The organism is Aporhodopirellula sallentina SM41 (genome assembly GCF_000346505.1).
GTDB lineage: Bacteria > Planctomycetota > Planctomycetia > Pirellulales > Pirellulaceae > Rhodopirellula > Rhodopirellula sallentina.
Genome location: NZ_ANOH01000193.1, coordinates 1 through 17,524, shown reverse-complemented (window position 1 = coordinate 17,524; position 17,524 = coordinate 1). Strand labels below are relative to the sequence as shown.

General features: G+C 54.2%; 12 protein-coding genes and 1 tRNA gene. 8 read left to right on the top strand and 5 right to left on the bottom strand.

All coding sequences use genetic code 11. The annotated features are described in order from the left end of the window. Both RSSM_RS12445 and RSSM_RS12440 read right to left on the bottom strand, forming a co-directional pair. Positions 1–5,007 (bottom strand): hypothetical protein (locus tag RSSM_RS12445; protein WP_008678909.1); only part of this gene is annotated, 5,007 nt, incomplete at its 3' end. A gap of 111 nt (positions 5,008–5,118) precedes the next feature. After that, positions 5,119–5,961, bottom strand: a complete 843-nt coding sequence (locus tag RSSM_RS12440) for a hypothetical protein (protein ID WP_044302414.1) — start codon at positions 5,959–5,961, stop codon at positions 5,119–5,121. 2,540 nt (positions 5,962–8,501) lie between these two features. On the opposite strand from RSSM_RS12440, the gene RSSM_RS33155 reads away from it, so the two are divergent. The 7 genes from RSSM_RS33155 (at position 8,502) to RSSM_RS32135 (ending at position 15,117) form a co-directional block, all read left to right on the top strand. Beyond that, on the top strand, positions 8,502–9,713 hold the full coding sequence (locus RSSM_RS33155) for a hypothetical protein (protein WP_144059763.1): 1,212 nt from the start codon (positions 8,502–8,504) through the stop codon (positions 9,711–9,713). A 200-nt stretch (positions 9,714–9,913) separates the two neighbouring features. Further along, complete coding sequence (locus RSSM_RS12425) at positions 9,914–10,153, top strand: MerR family transcriptional regulator (protein WP_008678901.1); 240 nt, start codon at positions 9,914–9,916, stop codon at positions 10,151–10,153. A gap of 1 nt (position 10,154) precedes the next feature. Continuing rightward, the gene (locus tag RSSM_RS33715) at positions 10,155–10,445 is read left to right on the top strand and encodes a hypothetical protein (protein WP_008678897.1); all 291 of its coding nucleotides are present in this window, start codon (positions 10,155–10,157) and stop codon (positions 10,443–10,445) included. Continuing rightward, positions 10,435–11,511, top strand: coding sequence for a primase-helicase zinc-binding domain-containing protein (locus tag RSSM_RS12415; protein ID WP_008678895.1), 1,077 nt, complete (start codon positions 10,435–10,437; stop codon positions 11,509–11,511). The genes RSSM_RS33715 and RSSM_RS12415 overlap by 11 nt, the downstream gene beginning before the upstream one ends. Further along, positions 11,508–13,340: a YfjI family protein gene (locus tag RSSM_RS12410; RefSeq protein ID WP_008678893.1), complete on the top strand. Its 1,833-nt coding sequence runs from the start codon at positions 11,508–11,510 to the stop codon at positions 13,338–13,340. The genes RSSM_RS12415 and RSSM_RS12410 overlap by 4 nt, the downstream gene beginning before the upstream one ends. An 11-nt stretch (positions 13,341–13,351) precedes the next feature. Beyond that, positions 13,352–13,645: a TubC N-terminal docking domain-related protein gene (locus RSSM_RS12405; RefSeq protein ID WP_144059762.1), complete on the top strand. Its 294-nt coding sequence runs from the start codon at positions 13,352–13,354 to the stop codon at positions 13,643–13,645. Between the two features lie 71 nt (positions 13,646–13,716). Then, a complete protein-coding gene (locus tag RSSM_RS32135) occupies positions 13,717–15,117 on the top strand; it encodes a tyrosine-type recombinase/integrase (RefSeq protein WP_008678889.1) in 1,401 nt (466 codons plus the stop codon). Here RSSM_RS32135 and RSSM_RS12390 read toward each other — a convergent pair. Beyond that, positions 15,091–15,163: transfer RNA gene (locus tag RSSM_RS12390), tRNA-Asn, on the bottom strand. The genes RSSM_RS32135 and RSSM_RS12390 overlap by 27 nt on opposite strands. Positions 15,164–15,633: 470 nt before the next feature. Here RSSM_RS12390 and RSSM_RS12385 point away from each other — a divergent pair. Further along, positions 15,634–15,879: a carbon storage regulator gene (locus tag RSSM_RS12385; RefSeq protein WP_008678886.1), complete on the top strand. Its 246-nt coding sequence runs from the start codon at positions 15,634–15,636 to the stop codon at positions 15,877–15,879. Here the strand turns inward: RSSM_RS12385 and RSSM_RS12380 are convergent. Further along, positions 15,876–16,730 (bottom strand): 5'/3'-nucleotidase SurE, encoded by an 855-nt coding sequence (locus tag RSSM_RS12380; protein WP_081613764.1) that lies wholly within the window; start codon positions 16,728–16,730, stop codon positions 15,876–15,878. The genes RSSM_RS12385 and RSSM_RS12380 overlap by 4 nt on opposite strands. A 146-nt stretch (positions 16,731–16,876) precedes the next feature. Further along, positions 16,877–17,524: hypothetical protein (locus RSSM_RS33710; protein WP_044302410.1), on the bottom strand; the 648-nt coding region annotated here is incomplete at its 5' end.

Sequence of the window (17,524 nt, the reverse complement as noted above, 5' to 3'; positions counted from 1 at the left end):
TGGTTCTGGGAAAATGACATCAATACGCCAGTCATCGGCAACATCAGTCGTATCGTCAGGAACAATTTCCGCTCGAATGCCCAACGGGAGATTGGCTTCTTTTTTGGACGGTGGTTGAATCTCGGGTAACGCGTTTCTCGCGAATCTTTCCACGGCACTTAGGTCAATCCATGGATCCAACAGCGAGACATCGAATCTTCGTGACGAAGTAGCAACTCCATTGGTAAACGCAGTGCACGCGATTCTCGCGAAACTTCCCTCTACATCGACCTCTTCAAAAACGAAGTCAAAGTCAAGCCGACCAATCGATAGTCGTTCGATAGAGTTCCTGAAGGAAGCTTTCCACTCATTCAGCAACGGCAAATTCTCCCGTACAAGTCGCTGTAATGCTGTTTGCAGGAGTTGCTGATTCTGCGGCTGGATGACAATTCTCGCGTCGTCACGTGCGATCACGCGAATGGACTCCCCATTTACGACGACGTTTGCGGAAAATACGTCAGAATTATCCCATGCAAAGGTTGGGGTTGAGAATCCTTGATCGATAGCAAGACCGAGCATTTCAGCTTGCTTCTGAATATGTGGGATAAGCGACGAGACGTCTTCGACAATCCACTCGCTTCCTCTCGCTGAACTCAAGCCCCGGTTGCTGACAAATTTGAGACGCGGTGGAGACAGGCCACTATCGAGATTTTGGCTTTGTCTCGATGAATCGATCGCAAGGGGGAAGGTCAAAGAGACCCGACTTTTTGCCGTATCTGCCGACACCATTACAGCCGCCCCCCACTTTCTTCTTACTGCCTCGGAAAGAGATTCTACGAACGTAGTTTGGTGGATCCGAAACAGTTGCTCTTGAATACGTGGGATCGCATGCTCGCGGCTCTCGAATGGACGAAACTCCAACCGTAGTGTCGAGTTGGACGGGCCATCCGGAAAGGCATCCACCGTTTCGACGGCAAGAGTTTGGTGTCTCCATTCATCGAGGGCCTCACGTCCAACCGAATTTGCCAGTGCGAGCAATGAATTAGCTTCCGCTGTACTCACAATCGACATATCAACTATCAGTTTGTTGTCGTAGGCGCTGACAAATACGTCCAGTGTCGCAAGCTGTCGCTCAATGGCATCTTCAAACCCAACTTCTATTGCTTGGCTTCCCTCCAGAATCAAAGCAAACTGACAGAAATATTTCGGTTGGGATCCGTCACTAACATTGGGGGGCTTAGACTGCAGGACTTCGAGTCGGGTTCCGTTTTTCACAGTTGAAAGTTGACGGATGCCTAACCACGACTGCAGGTATTGAGCTAATAAGTTCCCGTCTCTCATCGACCACTCGTTGTCGACAACGATTTCCTTTTCGCCAATTCGAATCCCGGAGAGCGTTGCAACTTGCTCTCCGCCTTCGAGTGGCAGGCCGATACGGGCTGTCCACGTGCCGTCTGACTCGCGTACTGTTTCGGCATACGGCCCCTGTTGAACAATTGGACGAACATTGACGGCGATACGGTCCGATGTGGCTCGTATGCCTGTCGTCTCCTCTAACCATTTGGCAGCGATATGTGTAGACCCTGCTGGGCGAGCCGAAATCCAGTGCTTCCAAAAGGCGTTTTCTTCCTTGAGGAAGCCTCGCTCAGATAGTTCCGTCAAAACAGACGAAGGGTTGCCGGCGTGCGTTGATCGAAGCCTCTCGATCTCAGCCTCACTCACCTGCTTCGTATTACGAAGCAACTTCAAGATCGCGTCCGCAACTGCTCCTGAGTCTCGCTGTTGAACCACCACCGGCAATTGCGAATCCGCTGCAAGCAACGAATGCGTCGTGCCTAAACTGAGCACTGGAAAAACGCTTCCAATGTCCGAATACGCTTCTCCGACCACATTGAGGAAAACCATAAATGCGGTCTTAGCCACTTCCTCCTCAGCTTCACCTATAACCACACTATTAGAAATCGGAGAGAACTTACCTACGGCTTCATTCCGCCAACTAAACGACAACGCAGGCTCACTGGCGCTAAGCAAATCCGCCACATTAGTTCCAACTGAGAGCTGCATTTCGTTCGCGAGAAAACTCCCAACTTTTTCCTTGTATGCGGGCTCAGCCCCAACGTACCAATCTCGGCCTTCAAGCCATTTTCGAAACGCCGTTCGAACACGCTCTTTGTAGAGCTGTCCATTCCGATCATAAATAGAAACTCCGCTTGGCGAGATGCTCATTGTCGCACTATCGCTGTCGTTCGACCACTTGACTTGATACGAGCTTGCGACTGAGGCGACAGCCTTGCTGACCCAGTCATCTGCTTCTCCCGTGTTCGAGTCTGGCGTAACAACACGGAATCGAAGCGTGCCCGGTTTCGGAATCACTTCTTCTACAGTTAGCTGAAAGTCAAGGCCGAGAGATTCGTTCCGCTCCGTATACGTCTTTCCCGGATAAACGAAGGCGTATCGAGATTTTTCCGGTGCCCAGATGACGTTCCCGAATCGCAAAGTGTCGCCGCCAGGCGTAACTCGCCATAAGATCAAGCATCCTTTGTCCAGGCCATTGAGGGCGCCGCTTGCGAGTTCAAGAAAAAAAATTCCGTTTGATGTCACCACCTTGCTGCGAATTTGGACTCGCAATTCCGATTGCTGTTTTAAAGCAATTTCGCAAAACTCTTCCGTTTCTGGATCTGGGATCTCACCTCTCTGCCTCGCCTGCTCAATTGGGGTTCGAATTGCATCGACCAATAATTCAACGATACGTGGGTCACTGACCGACTCAACCACTAGGGCATCGTCGATTGCATCTCGCAGTTGTTGAGCCTCAACTGTCAGCAATTGCTCTAGGAAATCCTCGACCTGCGAGACGTCTCCAAGCTCATGAAGCGAGATGTGCGGTACGTCGCGCCGGGAACTAACCTTGCCCAACGCGACTTCCGCGATGCCACTTCTTTCAAGTCTTGATAGTGCCAATCGAAATAGCACTGCCTTGGCGACGGCATCACGATTAGTCTGAGAGACTCCGAAGTCACTGGCCGATACTTTTTCAGTCCTTTCCATCGCATCGATCAAGCGACCAAATGTGGATGGAGCTATCCCTGTTTCGCCGACAAGCGTTTCAAATTCGTCGCGCAGACGCTTAGCAGCTCTCGAATTCTTGTGGCAGTACCAAAGCACGTCGCCGAAACGAACGACACCCTGAGGATTTGCAATGGCATCAAGATTCGGAATGGCGAAGTGCCCAGAGTCAAAAAACTCAATCTCATCAACATGTAGTTGCGGCTCTTGCGTTAGTTCGCCGAGTTCCATCGTGGATACTGGATTGGTACTCGCTATCTCCAATTTGATGTTTCGGATAAGAAATTCGCGAAGTCGTTCGGTAGGCGGTGATCGCAAGTTGTTGCTGGTGGATTCGCTCAACTTCTCGGTGGCGAGCCTCAGACCTTGTGTTTGCTGCCTTTCAGCAGCGGCGATAATCGCGTTCGCTGCTTCTACCCCCTCTATGAATTGAATCGCTTCAAGGTCATGCACTGGCAACGAGAACTCGACCTTGCCTTTATCACAATTCAGGCAGAATTTTGAGAGGTCCGCATCCAATCGACACGAAATTGTAAGCGCATTTCCGCTTGCACGTTCACCAGACACATACTTGAAGCAGCGCCAAGGAAGCTGACGGCCAACTTCTTGTGACGCACCTGATAACGCAAGCGCCAACGCTTGTTCGTCAATAGCCAATTTACTCTTTAACAGCTCCTCGGGAGGAACTGTTGGCCAAGTCCTGGATGTGTTTTTGTCTTCGTGAAACAACTCTGCGAGTGGAATTGAGTCCAGCGTCAAAGTTAGCCCCGTGCCTAAGAGTTCGACGCCCGTAACGCGAGTTACCTCAGGCTCAGTTGGCTCAACTTGAGCAAGTGGTTGAGCTAGAATCTCCGAAAAATGGTCTTTGCCGTCTCGTTTATTGAGCGCCGCACCAAGCTGAACACCAAGACTACGAAGCGATTGTTTAGCATCCAATGTGGTATCGGGTGATTGTGGGTCGCTCAGCACTAACCTACCCACCATGCAGAGTTTATTGGCACGAACTAAAACCAACGGCGATTGCTCCAGCCACCTCCGCATTAACCGACTGTCCGAGGCAATCTGGGGAACGCGTTGAATCGCGTTCAGCGCCAACTCCGAAAGTGATTGGGTATCGGCGTCCGCTGGAATATCGCTCAGAAGTAGACGATGAACAATTTCAACGTCGGAAAGAAGTTCTTCATCCTCGGTTTCAGGTCGCGACGTTTTGTTTTTCGCTTCCTTACCAATCTCTCTGTAGTCTGCGGCTAGCTTCACAAACGCCAGGGCTGCAAGGACCTCCGCGTCTCCGAGGCGCCCTGAGCTGATCTTGGACATCCTTAGAACGTCAATTGCAGGCAATAGATATCTGTCAAAATACGTTGCGGAAAACTTGTAGCACGTCACGGTTTCGCGCAACCCGTCCTGATTCATCCCCTCGACTATGCTCAGGAATTCATCCTTGCGCAACAATTCCGAAAACGACTTCGATTCCGCCCACGCTTGGACATCTGCACCGTCCTCAGGTTGCCTAGAGTATGCGTCCAGATGCCTAACGATCTCCGAAGCTCGAAATTCAACTGCGGACATCAACCTGTTTCGAAGGATTTCCCGCGCGTCCGCAGATGATCTCGCCGATAGGTATTCATTAAATTCATCAAAGCTTCGCAGAAACTGAACTGTGTTAAGAACATAGCGAAGAAATGCAGGGTCGAACTCGGAATACAGATAGCCATTCAATGGAGAATCGGAAACGTTGGTGGTATCCTTTTGCAGTAGCTCAGCCGCAGCAACAAGTGAATTGAGCCAGCTCTCGCCGTCCTTGGACAAACTAGCAAGCAGATAAGGAGTACCGAATTCCTTGTTCGTTGTAGTTTGCGGCTTGGTGGGCCGCGATGGACCAAGAAACTTGATTGCTGCAACCGAAGCCATGCCTACGATGACCGCTAGTCCAAGTAAGAGATATTGTTTTTTTTTCTGCATCCGATTTGCTCACGCAAAGGCATTGCCAGATTTTACCAAGCGTCATCTCCGCGTTCTCGGAATGGAAGCTTGATACCAGTCATTGTTATCGCTAGCTGCAGCAAAGCACTACTACTGTGGAACGGGAACCCAGGCCGGTTGACCGCTGGTGTCGTATACGGACTTGTTCTTGGAAATTTCGCCCCAGTCATAACGCTTGGAGATGATCTTTGTTGAATCTACAGATGCTTTACCTCCATGATCATTGATGAAGGCGACCAGCTTAGTCTGGAACGAGCGCCAAAGTTTGTCAGCCGCTTTAAACCCGGGCTCTCCTATTACCTTAGCAGTAGCGAGTGCGTCTACGATTCGATTCGCTCGATCCGCTCCGACTGTGTAGAACGTCCACGGCCCTGAATCACCACCGACAAATCCAAACGCTCGATTGCCAGCAACCGGGTGAGCTGAAGGATCACTGCTCTCCGCCTCGCCACCACGAACAGTCGAAAATCTCCATTCACCGGGCGTCACGAGTGAAGCGACTACCGGGGCTCTGTCCTTCAATCCCAGCATCATTTCAATATCGACGATCAAGATCGCTCCCTCCGGAGACGCGGACAGCCACTTTGTCTTGTCGACGCCTTTGAACTCCCGAAACAATGCTATGTCGGTCTCGACGAAGTCGTTTAGATTTGTGCGGACGTACTCAAGTAGCTGCGGCGCGGAAGAACGCTTGCCATCGATTTTTGGCATCTTCTCCACGCGGATCGGATAGAAGTCCAGATTGATCGGGCCAATGCCATCCTCAATTCGATGCACGGTCCACGAGTCCCCACGCGCCTGTACCGCTTTCTGGATCGACTCCGAAGGACGAAAGCTGGCGATGTTTTTCCAACGCCCAAGATCCTGCGCTACAACGCTTAACGGCAAGCTTGAACAAAAGTAGAACACCAAAAACGAAAGGACTCGGCTCATGAAAATCGCCCCTTGCTTGAACTCTGGAGAAATCTGTGCAGATACGCAGTTTAGGAAAGCCAGTATCGAGGTGCCACTAGAGGGGGAGCATTTGCAGCTCAAGTTGCCCAAATCTTGGCAGATCCGTGTGCGACGATTTCCGGAATCGCACTGTTTTTGGTGAAGAAGGCGTTAAGAGATTTGCCATCTATGATGTGCAAGCGTACTGCAAAGACTCCAGCGATGTCGCAAATGAAACGAAGTTCAGCCAATTTTGCCCTATCACAACAACTTCGATATCATCGAGGCAGACAGCACCGTTCTCAAACCTAGCAGGCGACAAATGGCAAGACTCGGAACCATCCTTTGCGCACTTATACTCATTCAGGTTGTTGCAAACGCAGAGGACCTCAACAAGGAAAAACTGAAAACGCACTCCCCCGACAGGACTTCCCCGACGCGGGAATTACGGGGGTTTTCGAGGGCGACGACGAAAGCACCACGAAATCCACCACCCCGGCCGCAATGTTTGCCGAGTGCATCCGCGACCACCTGGACGATACCGAGTTGGCTGAATTGTTGACGCGATTGCAAGTCGCCACTACTTGATTGTTTTTTGGGTCCTTGCCAGCGGTTTGAATGTTGTGGGTAGCTTCACCGCGGCCTATCTCTGATTACGAAATTTGCAAAACGCCTTCGCTTCGGTTGGTGCCTCCCCCTACCCCATATTTCTGACAATAGGCCGGCCGGCGACCTATCGTTGGCCGGATCGCTTCACCATTGCAGCAAAATGGATTTTTTTGCGGTTGGGGTGGGGCCTTTTGGGTCCCTTTGCCTGTTCGTCCGATGCTGCGGTAAGATTCAGCCCAGGCATGTTCGGACACCGTCCGGCGTGTGCGTGTGGCGGGGAGGGAGACGCTATGCACGCTTTCGCTTGTGGGGGTCAGGGGGAGGTTATGCACGCTCCCCTTTGGGTCCTCCCCGATGGTTGTTGGCGTCCCAGGCGATTCCCAGCCCCGCTTGGCTGAGAGAGAGTCCGTCCGGCATAACGATCGGGCACCGGGGGGCGGTTGTTTTTTGCTGTGATGATGCCACATGACCGCAGAGCCCGTCTGTGAAATTGCGGCCAGCAAATAGGCCTTTTGGTCGATGTCGCGGATGGGGCCGCTTGGGTCCTTCCGGCGGTTTGTTCTGCGGGTTCATTCCCGCCCACTGGTTGATTCTTGTGTAAGTGCAGGGCGAATTGGCATCACCCCCACCCCACTTATTCGCGCCGCTCCGAGCCCATCGCGAATCAGCGTAAATCCGAGGAGTGGCGAACTAGCTTCTGGAACGGCAAAATAGAGTTCGCGGGTTTGGTCGCCCGCAGTTTTCGTCGTCGCCTGACCCGCGATGACTTCTATGGGTAGGCCGGTAGCTCCGGCCGCACGATTCGCCCGGTTCCCGGCGTCCCCTTTTCCGCCGCGCCGGATGGATCGGCCCTAATCGATGAAAGGGTGAAGATGGGTTCGGAACCGGTCCAGTTAGATGACGAAACGATTCTCGCCGCGAGAGGCGTTTGTCAGTCCGTGTTTGATCTAAATGACACAATCGAGCGTGCGCAATCAGCCGACACGCCGGTAAAGCGAGATGATTTGCTAGTTCATTGCGTCGAGAAGCTAAAAGCTGTCCAAGCCATCGACCGAGAGTTTATGGGCTCTATCTCATACTTAGCCCGCGGTAACAGTGAGATGGCACCTTGCCAACTGGCTAACGAAGTCTGCGGAGCCGCCAAAATCGCTGGCGATATGCTTCACGCTTTGAAAATTTCGGGACCAATTGGGTTGATCGCGGGGGCCATAGAAAACCTGGCTGTCTTGAACGACAAAGCTATCGCTATTGGAAACAGGCTAGCCAGTCTTCCCGAGTTGCCTGAGCTAGAAAACGACGCAACGACATCGTGGCTACCTAAGTGCTTCCGACCGTCCCCGTGGCAACTAATCGATTTGCAATCTCGACTTTACGATCTTGCACGTGCAATCGAGCGGTTTGAAAACGAGTTGGTAGGCATCCCCGTTAAGTCTGTCGCCGTCGACGGTAGTACCGAGCAAGATGTTTTTCTTGAATTGCTCCGAACGCTCGGGAGGTTAGGGAACTGGGACTCGGGGGAGGCTTGCATCTTCGACGGCCCAGAACCAATTTTCATTGAATGGGTTGGCTATTCAGAGAACGCAATGATCTCGACCACGTGGTCTAAGACGGTGCCCGCTATCTACGACGAACTGCAAACGAATTTGCGATGTAGTCGGATTCCGTTCGACCGTTACGAATGCAACGTCGGTTTGATCTTTGATGACGTTTGTTTTCGGCAGCCACTACGGAGACACGATCTCGATTGCCCAAACGCTGAACCAAGAGCCCCTACTAACGTGGCAGAAATTGGCGATGACGAAGTTTTTCGTTCGTTGCAACCTGATGGCAGTCCATTGATCGCGGAATCTATTCGTGATGGACACCCGCAGTCTTTCGTTCACATGTGCGAAGTATATTCGGACATCGTTGTTTCGGTGTTGGACGAATGGATGTGGCGAAGAACTACGGACGGGCGATCACTGAAAATTGATTTGTGCCGCGTCTATTCGCTCGCCCTGACAAATGATCCCGTTCCGTCTCAGGGCTACTACCCCGAGAAATTCGTGAAGAGTGATCCCTTTGTAGCGGCGATGTATTTGGAAGGCCTGACAGGCGTCAAACTCGCGACTGGGGAAGATCCAGTATGGTTGTTAATGGAACACGAGGAATACCGAAATGCCTGTAAGCGATTCGGCGAAAACGCGACTTTTGCCGAATACCTGCGCAGAAACCATCAGGATCGATTATTTGACCCTGACGATCCCGATGGCGCAAAGAAACGCGAGCGAGAGAAATCCAAGTTCGACGTTTTCCGATTGGAAACCGAAGATCAGGTGCAAAACACGCAACAAGAAACGCATGTGGTCTCTCGCGCGCGCGACCGAGATAACACTAGCGACGCCACATCCGTAGCAGAAGATTCGTTTGCGAAATCACAAGGCTTTCGCCCTGAGGACTGTGACGACGATCTCTGGAATCAGCTCAACGTTCTAATCAACGCAATGGAAGAGCGCCCTGGGAAAGCATGGGCCCCCATCGAGCAATACAAAGTGGGGACGCCGTCCGATGCCAAATATCTAAAAAACATCCAACATCTTGCTGCAAATGCAGGCTGGGAACCATTTGTGTTTCCGCTCGCTGATGGGGTAGTTGTCCGGCGGATCAACGGTGGCGAAGCAGTTTTCAAACGCCGTCCGCATAGCTTTGCGAAAGACGAATCTGGTGCAGAAGCCGTCCTGAATGCGTTGCGTGCGTGGCGGAAGCGGCGAGCGTTTGAATTGGCAGGCAAGCGAGAACAGAGTTCTTTCGCCACGCAATCGACGGAGCCCACGAAGAAAGATGGTAACAAAACCAAGCCCAAAAAGGTGTCTGGCATCAAAGCCGACAAGCTAGTCCCGTACCTACAAGCGGCCCGGTTGCGGTTGGCTTGGAATGATGCCGGCAAGCCATCGGGGCAAAAGCTGGAATGGTGGCTCGAAGAAAACGAATATGAGGACGGGAAGACCGCTTGGGGAAAACTGCGTGGCACTGATCGCAGAACCGCAAACAAGTATGGGTACACCGTGAACCAAACAAAACAGTGGGTGAAGTCGCTCGAAGATGAGATTGATCGACGCCTGAAAGCTGGGATTTTGGTTCCCGGCACAGAGGACTGGGATTAATCCCAGCACCGCGTTTTGTTTTTCTAAAATTTTCTTACAAGGTGAGAATCGTTCTTTGATTGTCTCGTCTGATCAGCACCCCGGTTGAACTGGGATTAATCCCAGCTATCCCAGAATCGGCGTAGAGACTTTTCATCGTCGCACCAAACAACGTTTGTTCGGTGCGAGTCAATCCAGACTCACGATGGAGAGTGCCAAATATGGCAGCATCAACACACACGATCCTGAAAAGTGTTCAGGAGGCATACCCGCCGCTGATTACCAAGAAACAGACGGCTGAGTTTTACGCCACAACGACGCGGACGATTGACCGCTGGTTGCTTGAAGGAGTCCTGCCCGCCGATGCGAAAGTCGTCATCGGTGGCAGCGTTCGTTTTCGCACCTCCGTCCTGGTGGCTCACATCGACAGCAGCACCACCGACAATTCGGAGGGTTGCTGAGATGAGAAAGAACAGCACTAAAAAGACGATTCAACGGTTCCTGACTGTTTTCCGTGAAATGCTTTCCACCGGTCGGAAAGTTGCTGTCGAGGATGCATGCAAGCAGGTAGAAACCCCGGATGGCTTTGATAGCCGAATATTTGGCGTGTATGTCGCCAAGATGAAACGAGATGGGGAGATCGTGGAAGCCGGTTTCCGCACTAGCGTCACATCGAAGCACCATTGCGGTATCAAGCGGCTTTGGGTTCTGGCGAGCATCCAAGAGAAAGGGGGCAACCGCCATGAGCAGTAACCCCCGAAAACGTGGTGACAGTGGGGACCGTCACCGACATCATACCACCTGGCCGTCGTTTGATGAACTCAAAACGGCTGCGTCAGGACGTTGGAAGGACATCTTCCACGATGCCGCTGGCGTCGATCACGACACGTTCAATGGGCGCGGGCAAGCATGCCCGCGTTGTGGTGGCAGCGATCGGTTCACCGCGTTCAAGGACGTGAACGATCGTGGTAGCGTTCAGTGTCGTGGTTGCTTCAATGCTGGCACCGATCCGCGACCCGGCGATGGTATCGCGACCTTGCAATGGTTGCTCGATTGTGACGCCGCTACGGCTTGTCAGTGGCTCGCTGGCTGGCTTGGATTGACCGACACGACTATCGAGGCGGATCGGCCGCCGCTGCGTCAGTCAGTGCCCCTGCGATCAAGTGCCAGTCAGAAGAAGGATTTGGGGCGGTTGGTTGATCGCTGGCATGGTGCGATGAAATCACAATGGTGGTCACGGCTCGAAAGCAAGTTGGGATTGCCGGCTGCGGAGTTGATGCGGTTGAGAGTTGGTTGGTCATCGCAAGATAAGGCGACGACGTGGCCAATGGTCGATCACCACGGCAACGTGGTAGGGGTTCGACTGCGATGCATGAAGACGGGCAAAAAATGGAGCGTTGTCGGTGGCAGTGCTGGCGTCTTTTGCCCGGCCGAATTGTCAACCGGCATGGACCGTCTTTTTATCGCAGAGGGGCCTACCGATTGCGCTGCATTGCTCTCGATTGGTTTCGATTGCATCGGCCGGCCGTCTTGCAACGGTGCCGTTGCGATCACGACCAATCTCGTCAAACGATTGCACCCGAGCGAAGTAGTCATCGTCGCCGACGACGATGCTAACGGTGCAGGCAAGCGTGGTGCCGAATCACTGGCCGTGGCATTAGTCACGGTTTGTGCCCGAGTGCGGATCATCTTTCCGCCGGCTGGCATCAATGACGCCCGAGACTGGGTTCGTAATGGCGCGACTGCGGACGAAGTTCTAGCGGTGGTCCATGCCGCCCGTGTTCGCTCGCTGACGCTTGGCAAGGAGGGCGAACAATGAGCGAATCAAAACTAGATTTGGTGGTCGCCAACATTGCCCCCGATGGTTGCCACGTCATCGTCGTCACACTTGGCGAAAAAGAAGTTCATCGCGATGTTCTTTTTGTCGATCGTGCTGACGACCGCCGCCGGTTCATCGACGCGGTGGTGGCGAAGTTACCCGCGATCACCGACGACGCCGAAGTCAGTCCCGAGGACATTGATGCCCAGTTGCTCGCGCTGGCGTCCAAGATGCCGCCGGCGATTGATTGGCGGGAACCCGAGCCGATCGGTCAACCGGACCTGCCCGTGTTTCCTGTCGATGCGTTGCCGTCCGTACTGGCGAACTGGGTAGCCCAAGAATCCGAAGCGACCCAGACGCCCGCCGATATGGCCGCGCTGCTGGCGTTGGCCGTTTGTGCCGCGACACTCGCCAGGCGTGTCACGGTGGAAGCATGGCCGGGTTGGTCGGAACCCTGCAACCTGTACGTCGCCGCGATTCTGGATCCGGCAAACCGCAAGAGCGCCGTTTTCGCTGACGCGACCCGTCCGTTGCGTGAAGTGGAAGACAAATTGCGTGAGGATTCAGCCGAAACGGTCGCCGCGGAATTGAGCGAATACCGGCAAGCTGAGAAGCGTCTTGCCAAGCTCGAAAAGACCGCTGCGGAAAATGCAGACGCGACCAAACGCGAGGATGCGAAGTTGGAAGCCCGAGAACTCGCGAAGCATCTGGCGACCTGTACGAAGCCGGAGGAACCGACGTTGATGGTGGATGATGCCACATCGGAAAAACTGGCGATCTTGATGCAGGCCAATGGAGAACGGCTTGCAAGCATGTCGGCCGAAGGGGGAGTTTTTGACTTGATGGCAGGCAAGTATTCCGGCACCACCGATATCAACGTCTATCTGATGGGGCATAGTGGTGATGCGGTTTCGGTTCAACGTGTGATGCGGGGTCCGGTCAAACTCGAATCACCCGCGCTGACGATGGCATTGGCGATTCAGCCCGAGGTGATACGGGGCATCGCCGAGAATCCCGCATTCCGTGGGCGTGGCTTGCTTGGTCGTTTCCTGTATGCGATCCCGAAATCGTGGATTGGTCGCCGCAAGATCGCTACCCCGCCGGTTTCGGACGTGGTGTCGCTGGCTTATTCCCACACCGTCAAGACGATGGCGATGGTTGAGCCGGATGAAGACGGCCAACCGCACCGGATCAAGCTCGCAACCGATGCAATGGAGACGTTCAAGGTGTTTTGCGAGTCAATCGAAAGTGAGTTGGGTTCGGGTTCGCTGGCACCGATGAAGGACTGGGGCGGAAAGCTGGCTGGGGCAACTTTGCGTATCGCCGGGATCCTGCATTGTGCGGGGCGACGTGGGGACGGTCTGAGCCACGACATCGACGTGGGGACCATCGAAGCGGCCCAGCGAATTGCACGATGGGCAATCCCCCATGCCGCCGCGGCGATGGATTTGCTGGCCGCATCGGAAGATGAAGCCCGCGATGATGCGGAGTATCTGTTGCGATGGTTGCGGAATGACCGGCCGGACGAATCCACGTTTGCCCGCCGTGATGCCCAGCGTCATGGGCATCGTCGATTCACGGGGCAACCGTTACGTCTGGATGCTGCGTTGGATTGGCTCGAATCAACCAACCACATCGCGAAGTTGGCCGGCCCCAAGGTTGGCGGACGTGTTACCTATGCGGTTTCGCCCTATGTCACCGGCAAACCACCGAATCAGCAAACGGTCAAAGGTGGTGACAATGGTGACGACCAAACGACAAAGCCCCCGTCACCATTGTCACCGGGTTTCGACGCCCGCGAAAACGACAGGGTGAGGGTGGCGATATGAACGTGGGAACCATGCTTTCCGACCTTTCGGCGCGTGGCGTGGTGGTCACGGTCGCCCGTGGTTCGATCGAACTGGATGCCCCGGCCGGATCACTGACCGACGACGACGTGGTGGCCCTTCGTGAATCCAAGACGGAAATTCTGGAAGCTCTGCGGAGTCGATGCCGGCCCCACAACGACCCCGACAACTACATCGAAGTGCCGGTTGATCGCCGGCCGGGCTGGGTACGTGCAACGTGCAAGCTCTGCGGATGTTTTGTTGGCTACCGCGACACCACCCGCTACACTGGCAAACGCAACGGCTAGGCTGATCCCCGAAAACCGGTCTTCATCAACCGGCCCGCCGTTGCTCTTTTTACCTTTGATGAATCGTGGAGATGAACACGATGGCTACTGTTGTGCAGAAAAAGAACAAGACAATCGAAATCCGTTTTACGGACGCCGATGACCACCCGCAAAGCATCTACCCCGGCAAGATCGCTAAGCGTGACGCTGAAAGCATCGCCCGAAAGATCGACCACATTGTCGGCCGGCAGATTTGCGGAGCGGACCCCGACCGCGACGTCGCCCAGTGGCTCGCAGACCTGCCTGAAAAGCTGTACGCCAAGTTTGTTAAAAAGGGACTTGCAGCACCCCGAAAAGTTGCGGAGCCCGAACCCGAGCCGGACTTGGTCCCGACGATCCGTAAATGGTGCGACGATTACATCGCCGATCACCCCGGTTCACCGCGAACGATCGAACTGTTGACCGTCACGGCGCGAAGCCTCTGCCATAAGTTTGGCGATGACAAGCGTATCGACACGTTCACGGCCGGGGACGCGGAAACCTATCGTAAGTGGCTGCAAACCAACGGCAACGAACGGAAGAAGTACGAAACAGGACTTGCGCTGAATACCGTGCGGCGAACGATCGGACGGTGCAAGCAGTTTTTCGGATCGGCCGTCAAGCATGAGTTGATAAGCCGCAATCCGTTTGAAGGCGAAGCATCGGCCGTCACGGGCAATGATGATCGTCTTTTCATGGTGCCGGGGGATTGGATCGAAGCGTGCATCCGAAAGGCCCCCTGCGAAGATTGGCGGATCATGCTGGCCTTTGCTCGCTACGCGGGAATGCGATCGCACGAAACACGCATCCAACGATGGGAGGACATCGACCTGCCCAACAATACGATGATCGTGCGGAGCAATAAGACGCCTCCGATTCGTCGCTGTCCAATCTTCCCCGAATTGCGTCCTCATTTGCTGCGAGCAAAGGAATACGCCCCAGACGGTGCCGAACTCGTGGTTACACGGTACGCCGCCGACGCCAACGTCCTGACGACGCTGGAAAAGATCGTCACCCGCGCCGGTTTGGTCCCGTGGCCGAAGTTGATGCAGAACCTACGGGCGACCCGCGAAACCGAATTGCTCGCCCACTATCCCGCCAAGGACGTAACAAGCTGGCTTGGCAATTCACCGGACGTGGCAAATAAGCATTACGCAATGACGATGCAGGCGAGTTTCGACCGCGCTGTCGTCGATGGTGCAAAAATCATCGGCGTGACCACGGCGTCGCCGGCAGCCCCCAAGTCGATGGCCGATGACAACGCGGAGGTGGTCGCCGAAAAGACACCACAAAAAGCACCACGAAATCCACCACCGACGGTGCAGGCTAAGGGAAGAAACCCCGAGACACAAAAAAAGCCGATAAGAGAAAACCCCGTAAATGACTGGGTATGTCTCGCATCGGCTTTGGGTGGCATAGCCACTAAGCTCCCCCGACAGGACTCGAACCTGTGACAAGGCGGTTAACAGCCGCCTGCTCTACCAACTGAGCTACAGGGGATTGGGGTGGGCGGTGACTTTCGTCGTTTGCTCACTCGTGAGGGCGAGATGTTAACTTCGTCGATCCTTGGCTTCAAGATGGGTTCGGCCTGGATAGGCGAACATTTTTTGGCCTGTTTCAGGTTGCCCTGACCAAACGTGTCACACCCCTGGCAGATACTACTTGTGTCAAGCGAATGACTCACTTTTGAAACCCAAAACTGTCTCACGTTGAGACGGGGTCTCGTTTTGACCAAAACAGCCGATTATCGGACATGCGAAGTGCCATCACTGAATCATTTTAAATCGACCGTGATTTGACAAACATTGAGCTAAAACTCGGGAAAAAATCACTTTTTCAGATTTTGGCGTCAGGTTTCACAATAAAAATCACGATTCGGTCGGATCTGGTCCGTGGATTGCACTTAACGCGTAACGATGCAAAGCATCCCCTAAACACTTACTTAATAGAAGCCCTAGAAAGGATTCAACATGTTGGTTCTCAGTCGCAAAGAAGGCGAAAAGCTCGTTATCGGTGACAACATCGTGATCACCGTCAATCGAATCGCAGGAAACCGGGTTGCCATCGGAATCGAAGCTCCACGCGAAGTTTCGATCGTACGTGGCGAACTGGCTCCTCAGGTGACCAAGTCGGCAAAGTCAGACAGCGGTGCTCCTTCGGCCGTCGGTTCGATGCTCGAGCGTGATATCGCTGTCGCAGGCCAGTTGGATCGCTAAACCGATCTCGAGGCTACGTGGGGATCCACGTAGCTGACGGTAATCTTGCCACCAAAGCATTGTTCGACGTCGGAACCCGCCATGCGGGGACGGTCGTGGAATTCGGATGTGAGTCTGACGGTTGATTCCAGGGGAAGTTTATTGGAATCATTGGCGGCGTCGGGACTTGAGATCGGTTCCAAGCTTGGTCCGTTTCTTTCCAACCGCGTTTCGTCAACAAAGCACTCCGTGACGGGTGGAGGTCCTGGTGTCTCTGGTGAGATTGCAGGCAGATTTACGTTCCAAACTCGGCATTTCTGACCGCCCGCTGAACGCTCTTGAGAAGCGCGAAAGCGAGATGCGTCGTCTGTTTCTTCGGTGAGGAGTTTGCACGACTCCCTCGAAAAGAATGCCTCGAAGGTCGGCTCGAGCCATTCGGTGATGTGGTCCCAAGTCTTCGGGATATCAGGCCGTCGGTAATGGGAAATCGCCATTGCAGGCTTTGAGTGAAGGGCCGCTTCCCGTGCCGCCGCGAAGGTGCCGCTGACCATTAAATCTTGCCCCACGTTGGCTCCCGCATTGACGCCGGAAAATACGGCGATTGCGGATGGACAAATGCACGTCAACGCGACGCGAACACAGTCCACGGGTGTCCCATCGACACTGATCCAGCCAGGGCGTTCTTGTCGTACGATCAGGTCCCGCGATGTCGTGACGCTGTGGCCGCATTCGCTTCGTCCACGGTCGGGGGCGACAACCAGCAAATCGATGTTCCTGATTTCGCGGCGTGCAAGAAAGTCAGTGATCGCACGATGAAGTGCGTCGATGCCGGGAGCATCAATGCCATCATCGTTGGTTATCAGGATTTGCATGCGGTGAATCTTGGTCGGCTCTTGTGCCGTTTGTGTCTGGTGGCGGGGCGGGAAGGTGGGGCGTGGACGAAATCTTGCCAAGACGGGGCCGGGGTGTGTGCCTGGAGATCAAGAAGTGACCACTTCGGCTGTTCAACGCCTCATGTTTAGCGTGGCTTGTTTCGCACGATTTTTCGCGTTTCGGAGACAAGGCGGGGGATTTCGTCGAAGGGAGGATCGGGAACGAGGCTCATGGAATAGCCGTCTTCGATTCCCATGGCTGCTTTCGTGGTCGATGCTTGCGTGGGATCGAGATCGAGCATGGTTTCGCTCGTTTCGAAATCGCGGTCCCACAGCACTCGATCGCTGAGGATTTCGATGAGGTAACGCCAATCGCTCATCTCGGTGGAGTTGAGTTTCGGAGCGATATCGGTCGTGTCCTCGTCCGCGCCGTCGTACCCCAGATAGGCTTCAGCTGTTTCGCGTTCGGATTCGGTCATCGGGAGTGGTTCGAGATCGACCTCCAAGTTCGACGTGTCTCGATACGCATTGGTGGCGAGTCGCCGCCATTCGAAAAGGTCGTCGCCCGCGTAGTCGCATGTTTGCTCGGCAGGAAGGTCTGCTGCGTCATCGTCGCCCCATTCGTTTTGTTGCCAAGAGGTTGCGTCGTGGGGGGATGCTTCCTTCGCCATGTCATGCGAGAAGAAGATTTCTGATTCGATCTCATTCATCGCGTGCATGTAAATCGCGGCGACGGCGGCTTCGTTTTCGGAGGTGAGAGGCAAAACCTCAGGAGTTGGCTCGAGCAGGTGTTT

What these genes read in the sequence shown, in the direction of transcription:
- RSSM_RS12440 (WP_044302414.1), bottom strand. Translation starts at nt 5,961, where the DNA reads ATGAGCCGAGTCCTTTCGTTTTTGGTGTTCTACTTTTGTTCAAGCTTG.
- RSSM_RS33155 (WP_144059763.1), top strand. Translation starts at nt 8,502, where the DNA reads ATGTGGCGAAGAACTACGGACGGGCGATCACTGAAAATTGATTTGTGC.
- RSSM_RS12425 (WP_008678901.1), top strand. Translation starts at nt 9,914, where the DNA reads ATGGCAGCATCAACACACACGATCCTGAAAAGTGTTCAGGAGGCATAC.
- RSSM_RS33715 (WP_008678897.1), top strand. Translation starts at nt 10,155, where the DNA reads ATGAGAAAGAACAGCACTAAAAAGACGATTCAACGGTTCCTGACTGTT.
- RSSM_RS12415 (WP_008678895.1), top strand. Translation starts at nt 10,435, where the DNA reads ATGAGCAGTAACCCCCGAAAACGTGGTGACAGTGGGGACCGTCACCGA.
- RSSM_RS12410 (WP_008678893.1), top strand. Translation starts at nt 11,508, where the DNA reads ATGAGCGAATCAAAACTAGATTTGGTGGTCGCCAACATTGCCCCCGAT.
- RSSM_RS12405 (WP_144059762.1), top strand. Translation starts at nt 13,352, where the DNA reads ATGCTTTCCGACCTTTCGGCGCGTGGCGTGGTGGTCACGGTCGCCCGT.
- RSSM_RS32135 (WP_008678889.1), top strand. Translation starts at nt 13,717, where the DNA reads ATGAACACGATGGCTACTGTTGTGCAGAAAAAGAACAAGACAATCGAA.
- RSSM_RS12385 (WP_008678886.1), top strand. Translation starts at nt 15,634, where the DNA reads ATGTTGGTTCTCAGTCGCAAAGAAGGCGAAAAGCTCGTTATCGGTGAC.
- RSSM_RS12380 (WP_081613764.1), bottom strand. Translation starts at nt 16,730, where the DNA reads ATGCAAATCCTGATAACCAACGATGATGGCATTGATGCTCCCGGCATC.